The sequence below is a fragment of the Pseudomonas sp. GM50 genome, from assembly GCF_000282375.1.
GTDB lineage: Bacteria > Pseudomonadota > Gammaproteobacteria > Pseudomonadales > Pseudomonadaceae > Aquipseudomonas.
The window spans coordinates 30,116-49,321 of record NZ_AKJK01000082.1 but is presented as its reverse complement, the minus strand read 5'-3'; the positions used below and the strand labels follow the sequence as shown (position 1 = coordinate 49,321).

Here is a 19,206-nt window from a genome sequence, read left to right as displayed (position 1 = left end):
CCGCGAAGGCGGCATACCTGACACACCGCCTTCGCGGGCAAGCCTCGCTCCTACAGGTGTCACCATCCATTTCCGTGCAGGTCTCTCACGGCGTGCGGTTACGGCGGGTTTCGATGATGTTCGGTAACTGGGAAATCCGCCCCAGCAACCGTCCCAACGCATCCAGCCCCGGAATCTCGATGGTCAGGGACATCAACGCCGTGTTGTCCTCTTTGTTCGAACGGGTGTTGACCGCCAGCACGTTGATCCGCTCGTTGAGCAGCACCTGCGACACGTCACGCAGCAGACCGGAACGGTCGTAGGCGCGAATGATGATGTCCACCGGATAGGTGAGCACCGGCACCGGGCCCCAGCTGACCTGGATGATCCGCTCCGGCTCGCGCCCGGCCAGTTGCAACACCGAAGCGCAGTCCTGACGGTGAATGCTCACGCCACGGCCCTGGGTGATGTAACCGACGATCGCATCCCCCGGCAATGGCTGGCAGCAGCCAGCCATTTGGGTCATCAGGTTGCCGACGCCCTGGATCTGAATGTCGCCACGCTTGCCCGGTTTGTAGCCGGTGGCTTTGCGCGGGATCAGTTCCAGCTGTTCGTTGCCGCGTTCCGGCTCGACCAGTTGCTGCGCAAGATTCACCAATTGCGCCAGACGCAAATCGCCTGCGCCCAATGCGGCGAACATGTCCTCGGCGGTCTTCATGTTGGCCTTCTCGGCCAACTTGTCGAAATCCACCTGCGGCAGACCGAGGCGATTGAGTTCGCGCTCAAGCAAGGTTTTACCGGCCGCGACGTTCTGATCGCGCGCCTGCAATTTGAACCAGTGAACGATCTTCGCCCGCGCCCGCGAGGTGGTGATGTAGCCCAGGTTCGGGTTCAGCCAGTCGCGGCTCGGCGTGCCGTGCTTGCTGGTGATGATCTCGACCTGTTCACCGGTTTGCAGGCTGTAGTTAAGCGGAACGATCCGCCCGTTGATCTTGGCGCCGCGGCAGTTGTGACCGATTTCGGTGTGCACGCGGTAGGCAAAGTCCAGCGGTGTCGCACCCTTCGGCAAGTCGATGGCGTGACCGTCCGGGGTAAAGATGTAGACCCGGTCCGGCTCGATATCGACCCGCAGTTGTTCGGCAAGGCCACCAATATCGCCCAGCTCTTCGTGCCACTCGAGAACCTGACGCAGCCAGGAGATTTTCTCTTCGTAGTGGTTCGAGCCGGACTTGACGTCGGTGCCCTTGTACTTCCAGTGCGCGCACACGCCCAACTCGGCTTCTTCGTGCATCGCATGGGTGCGGATCTGCACTTCCAGCACCTTGCCTTCGGGGCCGATTACCGCAGTGTGCAGCGAGCGGTAGCCGTTCTCTTTCGGGTTGGCGATGTAGTCGTCGAACTCTTTCGGGATGTGCCGCCACAGGGTGTGGACGATGCCGAGCGCGGTGTAGCAGTCGCGCATTTCCGGCACCAGCACGCGAACGGCGCGCACGTCGTAGATCTGGCTGAACTCCAGACCCTTGCGCTGCATTTTGCGCCAGATCGAATAGATGTGTTTGGCCCGACCGCTGATGTCGGCATCGACGCCGGTGGCCTGCAACTCGTCTTTGAGTTGGGTCATCACGTCGGCGATAAAGCGCTCGCGATCCAGCCGTCGCTCGTGGAGCAACTTGGCGATCTGCTTGTACTGGTCAGGCTCAAGATAGCGGAAGGACAAGTCCTCCAGCTCCCACTTGATATGACCGATACCGAGGCGGTGGGCGAGCGGCGCGTAAATGTCGAAGACTTCACGGGCCACGCGGTTGCGCTTCTCGTCGTCGGCGGTTTTCACCGCGCGGATCGCGCAGGTGCGTTCAGCCAGTTTGATCAGCGCGACGCGCACGTCGTCGACCATGGCCACCAGCATCTTGCGCAGGTTTTCCACCTGGCCCTGAGTACCCAGCACCAGCGATTGACGGGGGCTCAGGCTCGCGCTGATCGCCGCCATGCGCAACACGCCGTCGATGAGTTTGGCCACCACCGGACCGAAACGCTGGCTGACTGCCGGCAACTGGATCTGGCCTTCGCGCACGCCGCGGTACAGCACCGCCGCGACCAACGAATCCTGGTCGAGTTTGAGGTCGGCGAGAATCTCGGCGATCTCAAGGCCCGTGCGGAAACTCGAGGTCCCTTCGGACCACAGATTCTTCGCCGCATTGGCTTGTTGTTCGGCCTGGCGAGCGAACTCGCAGGCTTCCTTCAAGGCTTCGCGATCCAGTGCCGCATCGACACTGACCGCATGATCGAGCCAAGCCTCGAGATTGATACTGCCGTCGGTGTTGATCGGCTGGTGTGCTCTCACCTGTACCATCTTGCTTTACCTTCCCTACGACGCAGATTCAATGCGTCAAATCGCTGACCCTTGCTGCCCGTGTGCACTCGCGGGGCTAAGACGAATGCGCTTTGCACGAGCGGGTCAGTCGGACCAGACGAGCCGTCCTAGCTCGCTTCAAATAACGCCATGGCCTCGACATGTGCCGTCTGAGGAAACATATCGAGAATCCCGGCACGTTTTAACCGGTAGCCCTGCTTGATCAATTCGACCGTGTCGCGCGCCAGCGTTGCCGGGTTGCACGACACATACACCAATCGCTTGGCGCCCAGGGACGCAATCTTGCGCACCACCTCGAAAGCACCGTCGCGAGGTGGGTCCAAGAGTACCGCACAAAAGCCTTCATCGGCCCATTCGGCATCGGCCAAAGGCTGGGATAAATCGGCCTGAAAAAACTTCGCGTTATGCAGATTATTGCTGACAGCATTCGCGGCGGCACGCTCGACCATCGCCTGCACGCCCTCCACCGCCACCACTTCACGAACCGCTTTGGCCAGCGGCAAGGCAAAGTTGCCCAACCCACAAAACAGATCCAGAACCCGCTCATCAGGTTTCGGCGCCAACCACGCCAACGCCTGGGCGACCATCGCTTCGTTGACCCCGGCATTGACCTGAATGAAATCTCCCGGCCGATACGCCAGGTTCAAATCCCACTGTTCAAGGCGATAGCCCAGCGACTGATCGGCCTCGACCGGTTGCGGCTCACCATCGCCATGCAGCCACAACTGGGCTTCATGGAACGCGCAGAATTCCTTGAGGATGGTCATGTCGGCTTCGGACAACGGCGCCATGTGCCGCAGCAATACCGCCAATGACGAACCGCTGAACAACTCCACATGCCCCAGCGCCTGAGGTTTGCTCAAGCGCCGCAGCATCTCCGGCAAGCGGCTCATGATCGGCTGCAAGGGCTGTACCAGCACCAGGCATTCGTTGATGGCGACAATGTCCTGACTGCCGGCAGCGCGGAAGCCGACTTCGAGTTTTTTCGCTTTCATGTCCCAACGCACCGCCACTCGGGCGCGACGTCGGTAGCCGAATTCCGGACCGCTCAACGGCGCTGCCCACTCATCAGGTTCGACACCGGCAACCCGCGACAATTGCTCGGCGAGCATGCGCTGTTTCAGGGCGAGCTGTTCGTTGTGGGGCAGATGCTGCACGCTGCAACCGCCGCAGCGAGCGGCATGAGCGCACGGCGCCGGGCGGCGCAATTCACTGGCCTGGAACACGCGTTCGGTGCGCGCCTCGACCACTTTGCCGTGGGCACCCAAGACCCGCGCCTCGACTTCTTCACCGGCCAATGCGCCGATGACGAACCAGGTGCGACCTTCGAAAAACGCGATACCGCGACCGTCATTGGCCAGGCGCTCAATCGTCAAGCGCTGCTTTTTGCCGGTCGGGACTTGCGGGGCCTTGCTGCCGCCCGTGGGCTGGAAGCGCAGGCCTCTCTCTTGCTTGGCCATCAGTTGGGCGCGTCGAAAATGCCGGTCGACAAGTAACGGTCGCCACGGTCGCAGATGATCGCGACGATCACCGCGTTTTCAACTTCCTTGGACAGACGCAGCATCGCCGCCACGGCACCGCCCGAGGACACGCCGCAGAAGATGCCTTCTTCGCGCGCCAGACGACGGGTCACGTCTTCGGCTTCGCTTTGCGCCATGTCGACGATCCGGTCCACGCGCTCGGCCTGGTAGATCTTCGGCAGGTATTCCTGCGGCCAGCGACGGATGCCCGGAATCGCCGAACCTTCCATCGGTTGCAGCCCGATGATCTGCACGTTGTCGTTCTGCTCTTTCAAGTAGCGCGAAACGCCCATGATGGTGCCAGTGGTGCCCATCGAGCTAACGAAATGAGTGATGGTGCCTTCGGTCTGGCGCCAGATTTCCGGACCGGTGGTGGTGTAGTGCGCCTCGGGGTTGTCACCGTTGGCGAACTGATCCAGCACCTTGCCACGGCCTTCGGCTTCCATTCGCTGGGCGAGGTCGCGAGCGCCTTCCATGCCTTCTTCCTGGCTGACCAGAATCAGCTCGGCGCCATAAGCCGTCATGGCGGCTTTACGCTCGGCGCTGGAGTTGTCCGGCATGATCAGGATCATCTTGTAACCCTTGATCGCGGCAGCCATGGCCAGGGCGATCCCGGTGTTGCCCGAGGTCGCTTCGATCAGCGTATCGCCGGCGTGGATCTGCCCGCGCAATTCGGCGCGAGTGATCATCGACAGCGCCGGACGGTCCTTGACCGAACCCGCCGGGTTATTCCCTTCGAGCTTGAGCAAAAGGGTGTTGCTGGTGGCGCCAGGCAGGCGCTGCAAACGGACCAGCGGAGTGTTGCCGACGCAATCGGCGATGGTTGGGTACTGCAAGGTCATGGCGTATTCGCAATCCAGACTGCGGGGGCGCCTATCATACCGGCAAACGTGCGCAGGCCATATCACGCAAAGTAAGAGGCTTATGGCGAATGGGAATAAGCAGTCTGAGCGGGTTCGCGCTTCGACCATTTTTCCTGAACTGCCAAACGGACGTAGAACTCCCGCTCCTCCGGCCGTTTACTCTGGCTGAAAATGATCAGGTTGTGCGACCAGGACAATTGTCGCACCAGTGGTGCGACTTTCTCTTCAGCGTGATAAGTCTCATAGAACTGGCGCATGCGAAACAAGTTCGACCGGGTAAAACCGCGTAACCCAGGTTGAGACGTGGCCAGATGCTCAGCCAGTTGGCTGACCACAGAATCGCCCCACTCAGCCTGTTCCAGCTTGCGACTGATGTAAGCACCCACCTGCCAATACAGCTCGATCAGCTGAGTATTCACCGCCTGCATGGCTTGCTGTTTGGCACTTTGAATCAGCGCAAGCACTTCATTGAAACGGTCGTCGGTTACGTTGCCGGGGACGCTGGATGCATTCATGCCGAACTCCTTGAGGACGAGGAAAAACGCGAGTCTATTCCGTCGAATCAGGCATAAGGTGTCGGCAATACCCTTTAGGAAAGGTCGTACAAATAAACGGGAACGCTCCGGCAAAAGCTGAACGGCGGTGGCTGGAAGAGCCGCGTCGCCAGGGGCAACCCAAGGTTTGCCTCCCAAGACCAAAGCGCGGAACTGGCCGACGAATGACGACATCAATTTTACGAAGATTGCCCGCATGCAAATCGCTACACTGCGCAGGTGGCGCGTGCCGGACGCATGTGCAGGTCAATAAACAGCTGGATGCGGGAGAGATGCGTGCTCAAGAAACTGGGAATTAAAGGCCGCGTGCTGTTGCTGACCCTGTTACCGACCACCTTGATGGCGCTGGTTCTGGGCGGCTATTTCACCTGGATGCAGCAATCGGACCTGCAATCGCAACTCATGCAGCGCGGCGAAATGATTGCCGAACAGCTGGCACCGCTGGTGGCCCCGGCCATGGGTCGCAAAGACAACGACCTGCTGGAACGCATCGCCACCCAGTTCCTGGAACAAACCGACGTGCGCGCGGTGACCTTCCTCGCCCCCGACCGCACGACACTGGCCCATGCCGGCCCGACCATGCTCAATGCGGCGCCTTTGGGCAACGGTTCACAAATGTTGCGCCGCAGTGGCAATGACGCCACGCGTTACCTGCTGCCAGTGTTCGGCAAGCACCGCAACCTGGCCGGCGACCTGATCCCCGATGAAGCCGACCGTCTGCTGGGTTGGGTCGAACTCGAGCTGTCCCACAACGGCATGTTGCTGCGCGGTTACCGTAGCCTGTTCGCCAGCCTGCTGCTGATCGGCGGGGGACTGGTCGGTGCGGCGCTGTTGGCGTTGCGCATGGGTCGGACCATCAACCGGCCGCTGAGCCAGATCAAACAAGCCGTGGCACAGCTCAAGGACGGCCATCTGGAAACCCGCCTGCCACCCCTCGGCAGCCAGGAGCTGGATGAACTGGCGTCCGGCATCAACCGCATGGCCGGAACCCTGCAGAACGCTCAGGAAGAATTGCAAAACAGCGTCGACCAGGCCACCGAAGACGTGCGGCAGAACCTGGAGACCATCGAAATCCAGAACATCGAGCTGGACCTGGCGCGCAAGGAAGCCCTGGAGGCGAGCCGGATCAAATCCGAGTTCCTGGCCAACATGAGCCATGAAATCCGCACACCGCTCAATGGCATTCTCGGCTTCACGCATTTGCTGCAGAAAAGCGAATTGACGCCGCGCCAGCTCGATTACCTGGGCACCATCGAAAAATCCGCCGACAGCTTGCTGGGGATCATCAACGAGATTCTCGACTTCTCGAAAATCGAGGCCGGCAAACTGGTACTCGACCATATTCCGTTCAACCTGCGCGATCTGCTGCAAGACACCTTGAATATCCTCGCCCCGGCCGCCCACGCCAAAGAGCTTGAGCTGGTGAGCCTGGTTTATCGCGATACGCCACTGTCACTGGTGGGCGATCCGCTGCGACTCAAGCAGATCCTCACCAACCTTGTGAGCAACGCGATCAAGTTCACCCGCGAAGGCACTATCGTTGCCCGGGCGATGCTCGAAGAAGAGCATGAAGACAGCGTGCAACTGCGCATCAGCATTCAGGACACCGGCATTGGCCTGTCGAATCAGGACGTGCGCGCCTTGTTCCAGGCCTTCAGCCAGGCTGATAACTCGCTGTCCCGACAACCTGGCGGCACCGGCCTGGGGCTGGTGATTTCCAAACGCCTTATCGAACAGATGGGCGGCGAGATCGGCGTCGACAGCACACCGGGCGAAGGTTCGGAATTCTGGATCAGCCTGAGCCTGCCCAAAACCCGCGACGACGCCGAAGACCTGCCCGGCCCGCCGCTACTCGGGCATCGGGTGGCGGTCCTGGAAAACCATGAGCTGGCCCGTCAGGCATTGCAGCATCAACTGGAAGACTGCGGCCTGGCAGTCACGCCGTTCAACACTCTGGAAAGCCTGGCCAATGGCGTGACCGGCGCCCATCAGACCGATCAGGCCATCGGCCTGGCAGTGCTCGGCATCACCAGCAACGACATGCCACCGGAGCGCCTCAACCAGCATATCTGGGACCTCGAGCACCTGGGCTGCAGAGTGTTGGTGCTGTGCCCGACCACCGAACTGACGCTGTTCCACCTCTCGGTGCCCAACCCCCACAGCCAACTCCAGTCCAAACCGGCCTGCACGCGCAAACTGCGTCGTGCCCTGTCCGATATGGTCAACCCGCGCCAGCAACGCAGCGACCCCGGCGAGCCGGTTTCCAGCCGCGCGCCAAAGGTTCTTTGCGTCGACGACAACCCGGCCAACCTGCTGCTGGTGCAAACCCTGCTCGAAGACATGGGCGCCAAGGTGCTCGCGGTGGAAAGCGGTTACGCCGCGGTCAAGGCGGTGCAGAACGAGACCTTCGACCTGGTGCTGATGGACGTGCAGATGCCTGGCATGGATGGCCGCCAGAGCACCGAAGCCATTCGCCAGTGGGAAAGCGAGCGGCATTGCACGCCACTGCCGATCGTTGCCCTTACCGCCCATGCGATGGCCAACGAAAAACGTGCGTTGCTGCAAAGCGGCATGGACGACTACCTGACCAAACCGATCAGCGAACGGCAATTGGCGCAGGTGGTGTTGAAATGGACCGGCCTGGCGTTGCGTAATCTGGGGCCGGAGCGCTCCAGCGAAAGCAACAACGGTAATGAGTTGCAGGTGCTCGATCACGAAGAAGGCCTGCGCCTGGCGGCCGGCAAAGCCGATCTGGCGGCGGACATGCTGGCAATGCTGCTGGCCTCCCTGGAGGCCGACCGCGAGGCCATCCGCGTCGCTCGTGAAGCCAATGACCAGAATGCCCTGATCGAGCGAGTCCATCGCCTGCATGGGGCGACCCGTTATTGCGGCGTCCCGCAACTGCGCGCCGCCTGCCAACGCAGTGAAACCCTGCTCAAACAACAGGACCCCAAAGCCCCCGGCGCGCTGGAAGAACTCGAACGAGCCATCAATCGCCTGGCGGCGCATGCGCGTATCAATGCCTGATGCAGCGCAATAACGCTGGGCGCCTTGAAGGCTAAGCTCAAGGTCTGTAGCTTCCAGGAGGACAACATGCGCACGATTCTTTTCAGCAGCCAGGCCTACGACCGCGACAGTTTTCTGAGTACCGACCTGCCCGCCGGCATCGAGCTGCATTTCCAGCCGGCACGACTGAGCCTCGACACGGTGGCGCTGGCGGAGCATCACGAAGTGGTCTGTGCCTTCATCAATGATGACCTCAGTGCTCCGGTACTCGAACGTCTGGCCGCGGGTGGCACACACCTGATCGCCCTGCGCTCGGCCGGTTACAACCATGTCGATCTGGCGGCAGCGAAGCGCCTGGGGCTGGCGATTGTGCGGGTTCCGGCTTACTCGCCTCACGCGGTGGCCGAACATGCGGTGGCGCTGATCCTGGCACTTGATCGCCGCCTGCACCGTGCCTACAACCGTACTCGCGAGGGGGATTTCAGCCTGCACGGGCTTACCGGTTTCGACCTCGTGGGCAAGACCGTCGGCGTAGTCGGCACCGGGCAGATCGGCGCGACCTTCGCGAAAATCATGAACGGCTTCGGCTGCCGGTTGCTGGCCTGTGATCCTTACCCGAACCCACAGGTCGAAGCGCTCGGCGCGCGCTACCTCAGCTTGCCGCAACTGCTGGCCGAGTCGCAGATCATCAGCCTGCATTGCCCGCTCAACGAACAGAGCAAACACTTGATCAACAGCGAATCGCTGGCGCACATGCAGCCCGGCGCGATGTTGATCAATACCGGGCGTGGCGGTCTGGTGGACACCCCGGCGCTAATCGACGCGTTGAAGAACGGCCAATTGGGCTATCTGGGGCTGGATGTTTATGAAGAGGAGGCGCAGCTGTTCTTCGAAGATCGCTCCGACTTGCCGCTGCAGGACGATGTGCTGGCGCGCCTGCTGACCTTTCCGAATGTCATCATCACGGCGCACCAGGCCTTCCTCACCCGCGAAGCCCTGGGCGCGATTGCCGCGACCACCCTGCAGAACATCGCGGCCTGGGCAGCCGGTTCGCCACAGAATCAGGTCGAGAGCTGATCGGCTCAGGCCTTGGACAAAAGGATCATCAGGGCCAGCCAGCCAAAGCCCAGCAAGCGCTGTCCCAGCGAATGCCCGCGACGCAGCAGGAACCAGACAAAAAACGGCGGCAGAAAGAAAATCATCAGTTTCAGCCAGAGTTCCACTGGACGCGGCCCGCCGGGTGCTACTGCCGGGATCTCTGCCTCGACTTCGGCTTTACGTTTGCGCCCGAAAGCGGCCGGGGTCACCCTGGGCACGCTCTCATTGGTTGGTAAACGCCCGAAAGAAAGAGGCGCCTGCGCAGGCGTCGATGTAGCCGCTTCTGCCACCGAAGGTGCGCCGCAATGAATGCAAGCAGGCGCCGTGGAGCTGATGCGTTGCTTGCACTCAAAACATTCGATCAACGCCATTTCTATTCCTTAGAGATGCAAAAGCGGCAGTTTGCCATGAGTCGGCAGGTAATTCGAACCAGATCGAAGGTCACACGCCCGCGCCATGCTGCGTTCATGCCCGTGCTAGCATATCGCGCATATTTGGAGGACCCATGGTCGAACACGATTTCCGCTACAGCCTGATGAACCCGCAACACACCCTCACCGAATGCCGCGCCCTCGTGCCGGGGCGTTATCAAGTCACCGGCAACGGCGGCTCGATTCGTAATAACGACGTGCTGGTAGTGACCCTTAAAGGCAGCAAGGACTTGTCCATGCGACTGACTGTCGAAACGGTTCGCCATCTGATCAACCCGCCGGGCCAATGGGTCGCGGTGGCCAGTGGTCCGGTGTTCGGCGAACTGGCGATCCACACCTGGAAAGTCAACTGCGACAGCTGCGCCAAAGAGCTGAGCTTTGAGTTCGCGGTCGACGCCAAGCTGGGCAACAAGGCAGAAAAACCGGCGGCCACTGCGCGCATTGCCGAGCTGGGCTGGGCCACGGTTGCCGACAAGCACCTGTGCAAGAAGTGCCAGGAGCCTGCGTGATGAAACGCCTTGCTCTGACCGCCATGGTTGGCGCCAGCCTGTTGGGCTGCGCCGCCGAGCCGGTGCAATTGCAACACAACCGCAGCTACATTCTGGAGTGGATCGGCGAACGTCCGCTGATGGACTACAGCCACCTGACCATCACCCTCGATGATGACGGTCGGGCCTATGGCAATGGCGGCTGCAACCACTGGTTCGCGCCGTATACCCTGCAAGGCGACAAGCTGAGCTTCGGCAAAATCGGCAGCACCCGCAAAATGTGTGCGCCAGCGTTGATGGAGCAGGAAAAACGCTTCCTGCAGGCGTTGGAAAACGTCCAGCGCTGGGACGTCTCACCGATCGACCAGATGCGCTTCTGGCCGGCGCAAGGCAAACCACTGCGTTGGTGGCTTGAAGAGGGTTGATCCTCTCGCTCTGATCGTTCCCACGCAGAGCGTGGGAACGATCAGTGAATTGCTTTTCGTAGGAGCCAGGCTTGCCGGCGAAGGCGCTCCAAAGTACGCCTTCGCCGGCAAGCCTGGCTCCTACAGGTCCACTTATGATCAGTTAATCGCCTGCAACGCCTCAAGCTTCGCCATCACCCCCGCCGCCGTCTGCTCCCCCATCAACTGTTCCCGCACCTTGCCCTTGTTATCGATGATGTAAGTCACCGGCAACGCTTCACTGCGCGGTAATTCGAAAAGGTCGGCCGGGTCCTGGGCCAGCACGGTGAAGGCGATCCCCAGTTTCTCGCTGGCGCTTTTCAGCTCTTCGCCCTGCACATTGTCGAAGTTGACCCCGAACACACCGATCTTCTTGCCCTTGAGCTGCTCGGCCAGCACGTTCAACTCGGGAATCTCGGTACGGCACGGGCCGCACCACTCAGCCCAGTAATTGAGCACCAGCCATTGTTTGTCCAGACGCTCGGCGGCGACTTTGTGGCCATTTTGATCGGTGCCATAGTCATTGCCACAGCCCCCCAACAATAACGCCCCCATAATCGCCAATGCCGCTGCCAGTCGCCTTGTCATGTCTCGATCCTTGTCAAAAATGGAATGCACCTGCGACCCATCGCCTCCCAAGGTTCTGGATTACGCGCCGCCCAGTTAGAATAGCCGCCACCTTACGCAAGATGCGACCCGCACATGACCGATCTGACGCTTTATCACAACCCGCGCTGCTCGAAATCCCGCGGTGCGCTCGAACTCATCGAAGCCCGTGGCCTGACGCCAACGGTCGTCCGCTACCTGGAAACGCCGCTGGACGCCGCGCAAATCCAGAGCCTGTTGAGCAAACTCGGTATCAGCGCCCGGCAATTGCTGCGCACCGGCGAGGACGAATACAAAACCCTCAACCTGGCCGACAGCAGCCTGAACGAGGCGCAATTGATCGCCGCCATCGCCGCGCACCCGAAACTCATGGAGCGCCCGATTCTCGAAGTCGGCGACAAAGCCATCATCGGCCGTCCGCCGGAGAATGTGCTGGAGTTGCTGCCGTGAGTGCGCCGTACATTCTGGTGCTGTATTACAGCCGCAGCGGTTCGACCAATGAAATGGCCCGGCAGATTGCCCGTGGTGTCGAGCAGTCCGGTATGGAAGCGCGCCTGCGCACCGTGCCGGCGATCTCCACCGAGTGCGAAGCCGTGTCGCCGGACATTCCCGATGAAGGCGCACTGTACGCCAGCCTCGACGACCTGAAGAACTGCGCCGGCCTGGCCCTCGGCAGCCCGACCCGCTTCGGTAACATGGCCGCACCGTTGAAATACTTTCTCGATGGCACCAGCAATCTGTGGCTGACCGGCGCCCTGGTAGGCAAACCGGCCGGGGTTTTCACCTCCACCGCGAGCCTGCATGGCGGCCAGGAAACCACTTTGCTGTCGATGATGTTGCCGTTGCTGCACCACGGCATGTTGATCACCGGCCTGCCCTACAGTGAATCGGCTCTGCTGGAAACCCGCGGTGGCGGCACGCCTTACGGCGCCAGCCATCACGCCGGTGCCGACGGCAAAAGCGGTTTGAATGAACACGAAGTTGCGCTGTGCCGCGCCTTGGGCCTGCGGTTGGCGAAGACTGCGCAAAAGTTGGTGAGCTGATATGGCCAAAAAGCCGAAGATTCTGCCTTCCATCGAATGGCTCGAACCGCGAGTACGGGCGATGCGCGTCATCAGCCTGCTGTGCTTTTTCGGCTTGGTGGGACTGCTCTGCGCCTATTACCTGGTATTCGCCGACCTGCATGGCGCGCGGCCGTGGGTGATTCTGCTGATCGAACTGGTGCCGCTGCTGTTGCTGGCGCCGGGGATGATCGTCGGCAGCGCCCGCGGGCATTCGTGGATGTGTTTTGTGGTGAACCTGTATTTCATGAAGGGCGCATTGGCCGCGTATGACCCGAACCGGCAGCTGTTCGGTTTACTGGAGATGGGCGCGAGCCTGGCGGTGTTCTGCTCGGCAATGTTGTATGTGCGGTGGCGGTTTCAGTTGAACCGCAAGTTGGCGGGTGAAGGCGAGACCAGCGTCGCCTGATACACCGCTATCGCGAGCAGGCTCGCTCCCACAGGGGATTTGTGAACGACGCTAATCCAATGTGGGAGCGAGCCTGCTCGCGATGCGGGCGACTCGGTCTCAATGATTCACTGTGTAAGCCAGCATCATCGAAATCTGGCTCATCGGCCGCCCACCGCTCTCTTCGTGCCACTGGTTGAACGCATTCTGCACCGTGGCCATGTCCCTCAGACTAGTCGGGACCTTGTCGACGATCTTCTGCGCACTCAGCGCTGCTACCACGTCGTAGCTCGGCACGAACGTGTCCTTGCCCACCATCCGCAAGAATCGCGGTGCCGATAATCCGCCCAACTGATGCCCGTGTTTTTTCAGATAGGTCCACAACCCGACGATGTCGGTCACCGGCCATTCGGCGATCAGAGCGCCAAAGCTGCCCTTCTCATGGGCCACGTCCAGAATGAACTGCGCATTGCGCGGCACGCTCTTGAGCTTGCCCAGGTGGCGGATGATCCGCGCGTCCTGCATCAAGCGCTCCAGATGTTCGGCGCTCATCAGCACGACTTTTTCCGGGTCGAACTTGAAGAACACCTCTTCGAACGCCGGCCACTTGGCGTCCACCAGGCTGTGCTTGAGCCCGGCGCGGAACACCCGCAACGCCATGGTCGAGAGGTAGCGGTCGTCGCTGATCTTGCGCAATTGCGCCGGGGTCTTGGGAACCGGCAGATGGGCTTCCAGTTCAGCCGCCGAACCGAAGCGGTTCAAGCAGTATTCGTTCAGCCACTTGTAATCGCGCATGCCCTCTCCTCATGAGTAAGTGAATAGACTCATGTGGGAGCCAGCCTGCTGGCGATAGCGGAGGGTCAGTCAATAATGATGTGTCTGACCCACCGCTATCGCCAGCAGGCTGGCTCCCACAGTGATTGTGTTTAGAGGTTTACAACGTTGACGAACCGCGAAGCCGCGGTTTCATCGATGCGCAGATTGGTGAAGTCGAACAAATTACGGTCCGCCAGTTGCGACGGGATCACGTTCTGCAAGCTGCGGAAAATGCTTTCGGTACGGCCCGGGGTCTTGCGCTCCCACTCCTGCAGCATCTCTTTAACCACCTGGCGTTGCAGGTTTTCCTGGGAGCCGCAGAGGTTGCACGGGATGATCGGGAATTGCTTGAAGTCCGAGTAAGCCTGAATGTCTTTTTCGTTGCAGTAGGCCAGCGGGCGGATCACCACGTTGCGACCGTCGTCGGCGCGCAGCTTCGGCGGCATGGCCTTGAGCGAACCGTTGAAGAACATGTTCAGGAAGAACGTCTCGACGATGTCGTCGCGATGGTGACCGAGGGCCATTTTGGTCGCGCCAATTTCATCGGCAAAGGTGTAGAGCGTGCCGCGACGCAGGCGTGAGCATAGCGAGCAGGTGGTCTTTCCCTCAGGAATAAGCTCCTTGACCACCGAATAGGTGTCTTTCTCGACGATGTGGTACTCGATGCCCAGTTCTTTAAGGTAAGCCGGCAGCACGTGCTCGGGAAAGCCTGGCTGCTTCTGGTCCATGTTCACGGCCACGATGTCGAACTTGATCGGGGCGACCTTCTGCAAATGCATCAGCACGTCGAGCATGGTGTAGCTGTCCTTGCCACCGGACAGGCAGACCATGACCTTGTCGCCATCTTCAATCATGTTGAAATCGGCGACAGCCTCACCCGCCTGGCGGCGAAGGCGCTTTTGCAGTTTGTTCTGGTTGACCGTAAGAGTGCCCATGACGCGAAATCCGTGAGGTGTGACGAAAGGCCGGCATTTTACGCAAAAACATTGCACTTGTGGCGAGGGGGCTTGTCGGAACGCCGCATCGCCCCGTTCGGCTGCGCAGCAGTCGTAAAACAAACACTGCGGTTCCTTTTGGAAAATATAGTCGACTGATTGGGGGCCACTTCGTGGCCCAACGGGGGCAAGCCCCCTCGCCACAGGGTTTAACAGGCACAGACCTGGCGGCGATTAACAAGATTGTTTACAGCGCGATTTGCTCTAAGCCCCTCGCACTATTTCCGGTAACTCCTTTCTATACTGCGGCATAAGGTCGCACACGTATTCAGACCTGTACTTACCTGGCCACTTTGGCCCGTAAGCGCTCCGCTGGGGGGCGATGGCAACAACAAGAGGAGTGACTGGCATGATCCATCACGTAGTGGGGCTCTTCACCCACCCTGACCAGGAATGGAAAGAAATCCGTGGCGACCAGGAGGAAAGCATCAGCCACATGTACCTCACGCACACCCTGATTCTGGCGGCGATCCCTGCCGTGTCGGCGTTTATCGGCACCACGCAGGTCGGCTGGGTCATTGGTAGTCGAGCGCCGGTAATGCTGACCACGGAAAGCGCGCTGTGGATGACCATCATGTCGTACCTGGCGATGCTTGGCGGTGTCGCGGTGATGGGCGCGTTCATCCACTGGATGGCCCGCACCTATGACGCCAACCCGAGCCTGGCACGCTGTGTCGCGTTCGCCACGTACACCGCGACGCCACTGTTCATCGGCGGTCTGGCGGCGCTGTACCCACACATGTGGCTGGGAATGATCGTCGGCACCGCAGCCATCTGCTACACGGTGTACCTGTTGTATGTGGGCCTGCCAACCTTCATGAACATTCCGTCGGACGAGGGATTCCTGTTTTCAAGCTCGGTGCTCGCCGTTGGATTGGTGGTGCTGGTGGCGATCATGGCGTTCACGGTGATTGTCTGGGGTCTTGGCGTGGGGCCGGTCTATACGAATTAGCGACACACCTACCAAAAACAAGATCTGCCAACACAGGCCGCCGCAAGGCGGCCTTCTACTCTCCAAGAAAGAGCAGGAGGTACGACCATTCGGCTCCTCGGCGATTCGCAAGTCCCGAGGGTTGCGGCATACTCGACGTCTCTGGAGATCCATCAAGCATGCCCGAGCAACTCAATACCCGCGTCGAAGACTGTTTCCAACAAGCCGAATCCTTTTTCAAACGACCTTTCAAACGCCCCGTGGTGAGCCTCAAGCTGCGCGGGCAAAAAGCCGGTGTCGCGCATTTGCACGAGAACCTGCTGCGTTTCAATCCGCAGCTGTACCGGGAAAACACCGAAGACTTCCTCAAGCAGACCGTGGCGCATGAAGTCGCGCACCTGATCGCCCATCAACTGTTCGGCGACCGCATCCAGCCTCATGGCGAAGAGTGGCAACTGATCATGCGCGGTGTGTACGAACTGCCGCCCAACCGCTGCCACACCTATGACGTCAAACGCCGCAGCGTGACCCGCTACATCTACAAATGCCCGTGCGCCGACAGCGATTTCCCGTTTTCGGCGCAGCGTCATGGTTTGGTGAGACAGGGGCGGCGGTATTTGTGCAGGCGCTGCAGGAGCACATTGGTGTTCAGTGGCGAGATGCGGGTCGAGTAGCAGGATTTGTGGTGTTTGGGCCGGCCTCTTCGCGAGCAAGCCCGCTCCCACATTTGATCTGTGGCGTTCGTAATAATGTGTTCTCAGAGCAGATCCCTTGTGGGAGCGAGCCTGCTCGCGATGGCGCCTGATCAGGCACTACACAACCACCCTGGCAAGCCGCAATTCTGCAATCCGCTCAACACTGAACCCCAACTCCCCCAACACCTGATCGGTATGCGCTCCCAGCGTCGCGCCAATATGCCGAGGCTCAGGCAAGCCGTCCGAAAACTTCAACGGGCAGGCTATCTGCGCCTGAGTCGAACCATCGCCCCTCGGCACCTCAGCCACCAATTCCCGCGCCTGCAACTGCGGGTGCCGCACCGCTTCGTCCAGGCTCAACACCGGCTCGACGCACGCATCGATCCTGGCAAACAGCTCACACAACTTGGCAAAGTCGTACTTTTCGAATTCGACTTTCAACGCCTCCTTGAGCGCCTGTTGCCGGGCCGGTTCGGGTGACAGTCCTTGGGCCGCCAGTTCCGGCCGGCCCAGCGCCGTGCAGAGTTGCTGCATGAACACCGGTTCCAGGCTGCCCACCGACAACCAGCGTCCATCGCGTGAGCGGTAGTAGTCGTAGAAGCTGCCGCCATTGAGCATCTGATCTTCCCTGCCCGGCTCCACGCCACAGGCCAGGTACCCGGCACCAGCCATGGCATTCAGGCTGAAGGCGCAGTCGGTCATGCTCACATCCAGATGCTGCCCCTGCCCTGTCTGCTGTCGCGCGATCACCGCCGCCAGCAGGCCGATCACCCCGTGCAACGAGCCGCCCGCGACATCCGCCACCTGCATGCCCAACGGCAACGGGCCGCTGTCGGCGCGACCGGTGTAGCTCGCCAGCCCCGCCAGCGCCAGGTAGTTGATGTCGTGACCGGCGCGATCCTTGTAAGGGCCGGTCTGGCCGTAGCCGGTGATCGACACATAAATCAGCCGCGGATTGATCGCCTTCAAGGCCTCATACCCCAGGCCGAGTCGGTCCATCACACCGGGACGGAACTGTTCCAGCACGATGTCGTAGTCCAACAGCAATTGTTTGATCACCTCCAGCGCTTCGGGCTGCTTGAGGTCCAGCGCCAGGCTGCGCTTATTGCGATTGAGGTACGCGTGGCTGGCCGACACACCTTGATCATGCGGCGGCAGCACTCGCAGCAGGTCCATGCGGGTCGGCGATTCGATGCGCAGCACCTCGGCGCCCATGTCTGCCAGCAGCAACGAGGCGAACGGCCCCGGCAGCAGTGTCGAGAAATCCAGAACCTTGAGTGATGCCAGTGGACCGAGCATAAGTGTTCTCCAGTGCAATCCCCCAAGCCTAGGCAGCCGAGTACATTGCAGCAATCACCTTATGTGTCAGCGGCGGTGACCGTTGCGCTCAAATCGCAGGCATGAAAAAACCCGCCGAAGCGGGTTTTACAGCCAGAGCGTTTACTTGACGGTGCCAGGGGCCGGGCCTTCAGCCACGCCCAGGTCGTCTACTTCACGCTCGTCGGAGATACCGCGACCGCCGGAAGCCAGCTCGACTTGCAGCTTGTCTTCGTCCAGCTCTTTCACCCACTTGGCGACCACGATGGTGGCCACGGCGTTACCAACAAGGTTGGTCAGCGCACGGGCTTCGGACATGAAGCGGTCGATGCCGAGGATCAGCGCCAGGCCGGCCACCGGCAGAGTACCCACGGCCGACAGGGTCGCTGCCAGCACGATGAAGCCGCTACCGGTCACACCCGCCGCACCTTTGGAGGACAACAGCAGCACCAGCAGCAAGGTGATCTGGTGAGTGAGGTCCATCGGGGTGTCAGTCGCCTGAGCGATGAACACAGCCGCCATGGTCAGGTAGATCGACGTACCGTCGAGGTTGAACGAGTAGCCAGTCGGGATCACCAGACCTACAACCGATTTCTGCGCACCCAGGCGTTCCATCTTGATCAGCATGCGTGGCAGGGCGGATTCCGAAGAGGAAGTACCCAGTACGATCAGCAGCTCTTCACGGATGTAGCGAACCAGTTTCAGCACGCTGAAGCCGTGTGCGCGGCAGATCGCGCCCAGTACAACGACCACGAACAGGATGCAGGTGATGTAGAAGCAGATCATCAGCTGACCGAGTTGCACCAGCGAACCGACACCGTAGGCACCGATGGTGAAAGCCATCGCACCGAACGCGCCGACTGGAGCGAGCTTCATGATCATGTTGATGATGTTGAACATCACGTGAGCAAAGCGATCGATGAAGTCCAGCACCGGCTTGCCGTAGGCACCCAGGCGATGCAGGGCGAAACCGAAGATCACCGAGAACATCAGCACTTGCAGGATGTCGCCGTTGGCGAACGCGCCGACGATGGTGTTCGGGATCACGTTGAGGATAAAGCCGATGATGCTCTGGTCTTTACCGGCCGAGATGAAGCCAGCGATTTTGCTGGTGTCCAGGGTCGAAACATCGATGTGCATGCCGACGCCCGGTTGCACAACGTTGACCACGACCAGACCGATCAGCAAGGCGATGGTGGAAACGATTTCGAAGTACAGCAGCGCATAGCCGCCGGTCTTGCCGACCGATTTCATGTTCTGCATGCCGGCGATGCCGCTGACAACGGTACAGAAGATGATCGGTGCGATGACCATTTTGATCAGTTTGATGAACCCGTCACCCAGCGGCTTGAGGGCTACACCGGTCTGCGGGTAGAAGTGACCGAGCAGGATGCCGATAGCGATGGCAACGATCACCTGGAAGTACAGGGATTTATACAGTGGCTGACGAGTCGTCATTGCAAAGTTCCTCAAGAGTGCCTCAGTAACAACATCCGTCTGTTGTCCCTGACACCTCATTTGCGAACCCTCCTGCACTGGAGGGATTTGTTTTGTCGAGCTGCGCGATGGCAGACCTCTGCGGCTTGTATCGCAAGCCCCGTGCCACCTTCGAAAAAAAACCTGCCAGCCTAGTGACATCAAGGG

18 protein-coding genes and 1 pseudogene are annotated in these 19,206 nt (G+C 60.4%); 9 read left to right on the top strand and 10 right to left on the bottom strand.

Annotated features, from left to right (window positions below):
* Positions 1-85 precede the first annotated feature (85 nt).
* The 4 genes and pseudogenes from relA to PMI30_RS09845 all read right to left on the bottom strand — a co-directional run.
* Positions 86-2,329, bottom strand: coding sequence for a GTP diphosphokinase (relA, locus tag PMI30_RS09830; protein WP_008011663.1), 2,244 nt, complete (start codon positions 2,327-2,329; stop codon positions 86-88).
* A gap of 128 nt (positions 2,330-2,457) precedes the next feature.
* Positions 2,458-3,810 carry a 23S rRNA (uracil(1939)-C(5))-methyltransferase RlmD gene (gene rlmD / locus PMI30_RS09835; RefSeq protein WP_008011662.1) on the bottom strand — a complete coding sequence of 451 codons (1,353 nt, stop codon included), beginning with the start codon at positions 3,808-3,810 and terminating at the stop codon, positions 2,458-2,460.
* The gene (cysM, locus tag PMI30_RS09840) at positions 3,810-4,712 is read right to left on the bottom strand and encodes a cysteine synthase CysM (protein ID WP_007899067.1); all 903 of its coding nucleotides are present in this window, start codon (positions 4,710-4,712) and stop codon (positions 3,810-3,812) included. Before cysM ends, rlmD begins: the two co-directional genes overlap by 1 nt.
* Before the next feature lie 113 nt (positions 4,713-4,825).
* Positions 4,826-5,248: pseudogene (locus tag PMI30_RS09845) on the bottom strand (DUF1016 N-terminal domain-containing protein); the annotation flags it as partial.
* A gap of 315 nt (positions 5,249-5,563) precedes the next feature.
* Between PMI30_RS09845 and PMI30_RS09850 the strand changes: the two are divergent.
* Together PMI30_RS09850 and PMI30_RS09855 are read left to right on the top strand one after the other, a co-directional pair.
* Entirely contained in the window at positions 5,564-8,314 is a 2,751-nt protein-coding gene (locus tag PMI30_RS09850; RefSeq protein WP_008011660.1) for a response regulator, read from the top strand.
* A gap of 66 nt (positions 8,315-8,380) precedes the next feature.
* Entirely contained in the window at positions 8,381-9,370 is a 990-nt protein-coding gene (locus PMI30_RS09855; RefSeq protein WP_008011658.1) for a 2-hydroxyacid dehydrogenase, read from the top strand.
* 5 nt (positions 9,371-9,375) lie between these two features.
* Here the strand turns inward: PMI30_RS09855 and PMI30_RS09860 are convergent, their stop codons facing one another.
* Entirely contained in the window at positions 9,376-9,762 is a 387-nt protein-coding gene (locus tag PMI30_RS09860) for a hypothetical protein (protein ID WP_008011656.1), read from the bottom strand.
* 134 nt (positions 9,763-9,896) lie between these two features.
* Between PMI30_RS09860 and PMI30_RS09865 the strand changes: the two genes are divergently transcribed.
* Both PMI30_RS09865 and PMI30_RS09870 read left to right on the top strand, forming a co-directional pair.
* Positions 9,897-10,331 carry a hypothetical protein gene (locus PMI30_RS09865; RefSeq protein ID WP_007899088.1) on the top strand — a complete coding sequence of 145 codons (435 nt, stop codon included), beginning with the start codon at positions 9,897-9,899 and terminating at the stop codon, positions 10,329-10,331.
* Positions 10,331-10,735 carry an META domain-containing protein gene (locus tag PMI30_RS09870; RefSeq protein WP_008011653.1) on the top strand — a complete coding sequence of 135 codons (405 nt, stop codon included), beginning with the start codon at positions 10,331-10,333 and terminating at the stop codon, positions 10,733-10,735. The genes PMI30_RS09865 and PMI30_RS09870 overlap by 1 nt, the downstream gene beginning before the upstream one ends.
* 138 nt (positions 10,736-10,873) lie before the next feature.
* Here the strand turns inward: PMI30_RS09870 and PMI30_RS09875 are convergent, their stop codons facing one another.
* Entirely contained in the window at positions 10,874-11,341 is a 468-nt protein-coding gene (locus tag PMI30_RS09875; RefSeq protein WP_008011651.1) for a TlpA family protein disulfide reductase, read from the bottom strand.
* Between the two features lie 114 nt (positions 11,342-11,455).
* Between PMI30_RS09875 and arsC the strand changes: the two genes are divergently transcribed.
* The 3 genes from arsC to PMI30_RS09890 are packed head-to-tail and all read left to right on the top strand — an operon-like array spanning position 11,456 to position 12,829.
* Positions 11,456-11,809, top strand: coding sequence for an arsenate reductase (glutaredoxin) (gene arsC, locus PMI30_RS09880; RefSeq protein WP_008011649.1), 354 nt, complete (start codon positions 11,456-11,458; stop codon positions 11,807-11,809).
* Positions 11,806-12,402, top strand: a complete 597-nt coding sequence (wrbA, locus tag PMI30_RS09885) for an NAD(P)H:quinone oxidoreductase (protein WP_008011647.1) — start codon at positions 11,806-11,808, stop codon at positions 12,400-12,402. Before arsC ends, wrbA begins: the two co-directional genes overlap by 4 nt.
* 1 nt (position 12,403) lies before the next feature.
* Complete coding sequence (locus PMI30_RS09890) at positions 12,404-12,829, top strand: DUF2069 domain-containing protein (protein WP_007899093.1); 426 nt, start codon at positions 12,404-12,406, stop codon at positions 12,827-12,829.
* A 99-nt stretch (positions 12,830-12,928) separates the two neighbouring features.
* Here PMI30_RS09890 and PMI30_RS09895 read toward each other — a convergent pair whose 3' ends face one another.
* Both PMI30_RS09895 and ttcA read right to left on the bottom strand, forming a co-directional pair.
* Positions 12,929-13,603 carry a DNA-3-methyladenine glycosylase I gene (locus tag PMI30_RS09895; RefSeq protein WP_007899094.1) on the bottom strand — a complete coding sequence of 225 codons (675 nt, stop codon included), beginning with the start codon at positions 13,601-13,603 and terminating at the stop codon, positions 12,929-12,931.
* Between the two features lie 131 nt (positions 13,604-13,734).
* On the bottom strand, positions 13,735-14,559 hold the full coding sequence (gene ttcA / locus PMI30_RS09900; protein ID WP_007899095.1) for a tRNA 2-thiocytidine(32) synthetase TtcA: 825 nt from the start codon (positions 14,557-14,559) through the stop codon (positions 13,735-13,737).
* A 409-nt stretch (positions 14,560-14,968) separates the two neighbouring features.
* Here ttcA and PMI30_RS09905 point away from each other — a divergent pair, with 409 nt between their 5' ends.
* Positions 14,969-15,571: a Yip1 family protein gene (locus PMI30_RS09905; RefSeq protein ID WP_007899096.1), complete on the top strand. Its 603-nt coding sequence runs from the start codon at positions 14,969-14,971 to the stop codon at positions 15,569-15,571.
* Positions 15,572-15,729: 158 nt separating this feature from the next.
* On the top strand, positions 15,730-16,224 hold the full coding sequence (locus tag PMI30_RS09910; RefSeq protein WP_008011643.1) for a SprT family zinc-dependent metalloprotease: 495 nt from the start codon (positions 15,730-15,732) through the stop codon (positions 16,222-16,224).
* 138 nt (positions 16,225-16,362) lie between these two features.
* Here the strand turns inward: PMI30_RS09910 and PMI30_RS09915 are convergent, their stop codons facing one another.
* A complete protein-coding gene (locus PMI30_RS09915) occupies positions 16,363-17,544 on the bottom strand; it encodes a CaiB/BaiF CoA transferase family protein (protein ID WP_008011642.1) in 1,182 nt (393 codons plus the stop codon).
* Positions 17,545-17,685: 141 nt separating this feature from the next.
* Positions 17,686-19,020, bottom strand: coding sequence for a dicarboxylate/amino acid:cation symporter (locus PMI30_RS09920; RefSeq protein WP_008011640.1), 1,335 nt, complete (start codon positions 19,018-19,020; stop codon positions 17,686-17,688).
* Between the last annotated feature and the right edge of the window lie 186 nt (positions 19,021-19,206).

Excerpts from the sequence above, each read along its gene's own strand:
- PMI30_RS09895 (WP_007899094.1), bottom strand. The coding sequence starts at position 13,603 with ATGCGCGATTACAAGTGGCTGAACGAATACTGCTTGAACCGCTTCGGT.
- PMI30_RS09860 (WP_008011656.1), bottom strand. The coding sequence starts at position 9,762 with ATGGCGTTGATCGAATGTTTTGAGTGCAAGCAACGCATCAGCTCCACG.
- cysM (WP_007899067.1), bottom strand. The coding sequence starts at position 4,712 with ATGACCTTGCAGTACCCAACCATCGCCGATTGCGTCGGCAACACTCCG.
- PMI30_RS09870 (WP_008011653.1), top strand. The coding sequence starts at position 10,331 with ATGAAACGCCTTGCTCTGACCGCCATGGTTGGCGCCAGCCTGTTGGGC.
- PMI30_RS09905 (WP_007899096.1), top strand. The coding sequence starts at position 14,969 with ATGATCCATCACGTAGTGGGGCTCTTCACCCACCCTGACCAGGAATGG.
- arsC (WP_008011649.1), top strand. The coding sequence starts at position 11,456 with ATGACCGATCTGACGCTTTATCACAACCCGCGCTGCTCGAAATCCCGC.
- PMI30_RS09875 (WP_008011651.1), bottom strand. The coding sequence starts at position 11,341 with ATGACAAGGCGACTGGCAGCGGCATTGGCGATTATGGGGGCGTTATTG.
- PMI30_RS09915 (WP_008011642.1), bottom strand. The coding sequence starts at position 17,544 with ATGCTCGGTCCACTGGCATCACTCAAGGTTCTGGATTTCTCGACACTG.
- PMI30_RS09910 (WP_008011643.1), top strand. The coding sequence starts at position 15,730 with ATGCCCGAGCAACTCAATACCCGCGTCGAAGACTGTTTCCAACAAGCC.
- PMI30_RS09855 (WP_008011658.1), top strand. The coding sequence starts at position 8,381 with ATGCGCACGATTCTTTTCAGCAGCCAGGCCTACGACCGCGACAGTTTT.
- rlmD (WP_008011662.1), bottom strand. The coding sequence starts at position 3,810 with ATGGCCAAGCAAGAGAGAGGCCTGCGCTTCCAGCCCACGGGCGGCAGC.
- ttcA (WP_007899095.1), bottom strand. The coding sequence starts at position 14,559 with ATGGGCACTCTTACGGTCAACCAGAACAAACTGCAAAAGCGCCTTCGC.
- PMI30_RS09865 (WP_007899088.1), top strand. The coding sequence starts at position 9,897 with ATGGTCGAACACGATTTCCGCTACAGCCTGATGAACCCGCAACACACC.
- PMI30_RS09890 (WP_007899093.1), top strand. The coding sequence starts at position 12,404 with ATGGCCAAAAAGCCGAAGATTCTGCCTTCCATCGAATGGCTCGAACCG.
- relA (WP_008011663.1), bottom strand. The coding sequence starts at position 2,329 with ATGGTACAGGTGAGAGCACACCAGCCGATCAACACCGACGGCAGTATC.
- PMI30_RS09920 (WP_008011640.1), bottom strand. The coding sequence starts at position 19,020 with ATGACGACTCGTCAGCCACTGTATAAATCCCTGTACTTCCAGGTGATC.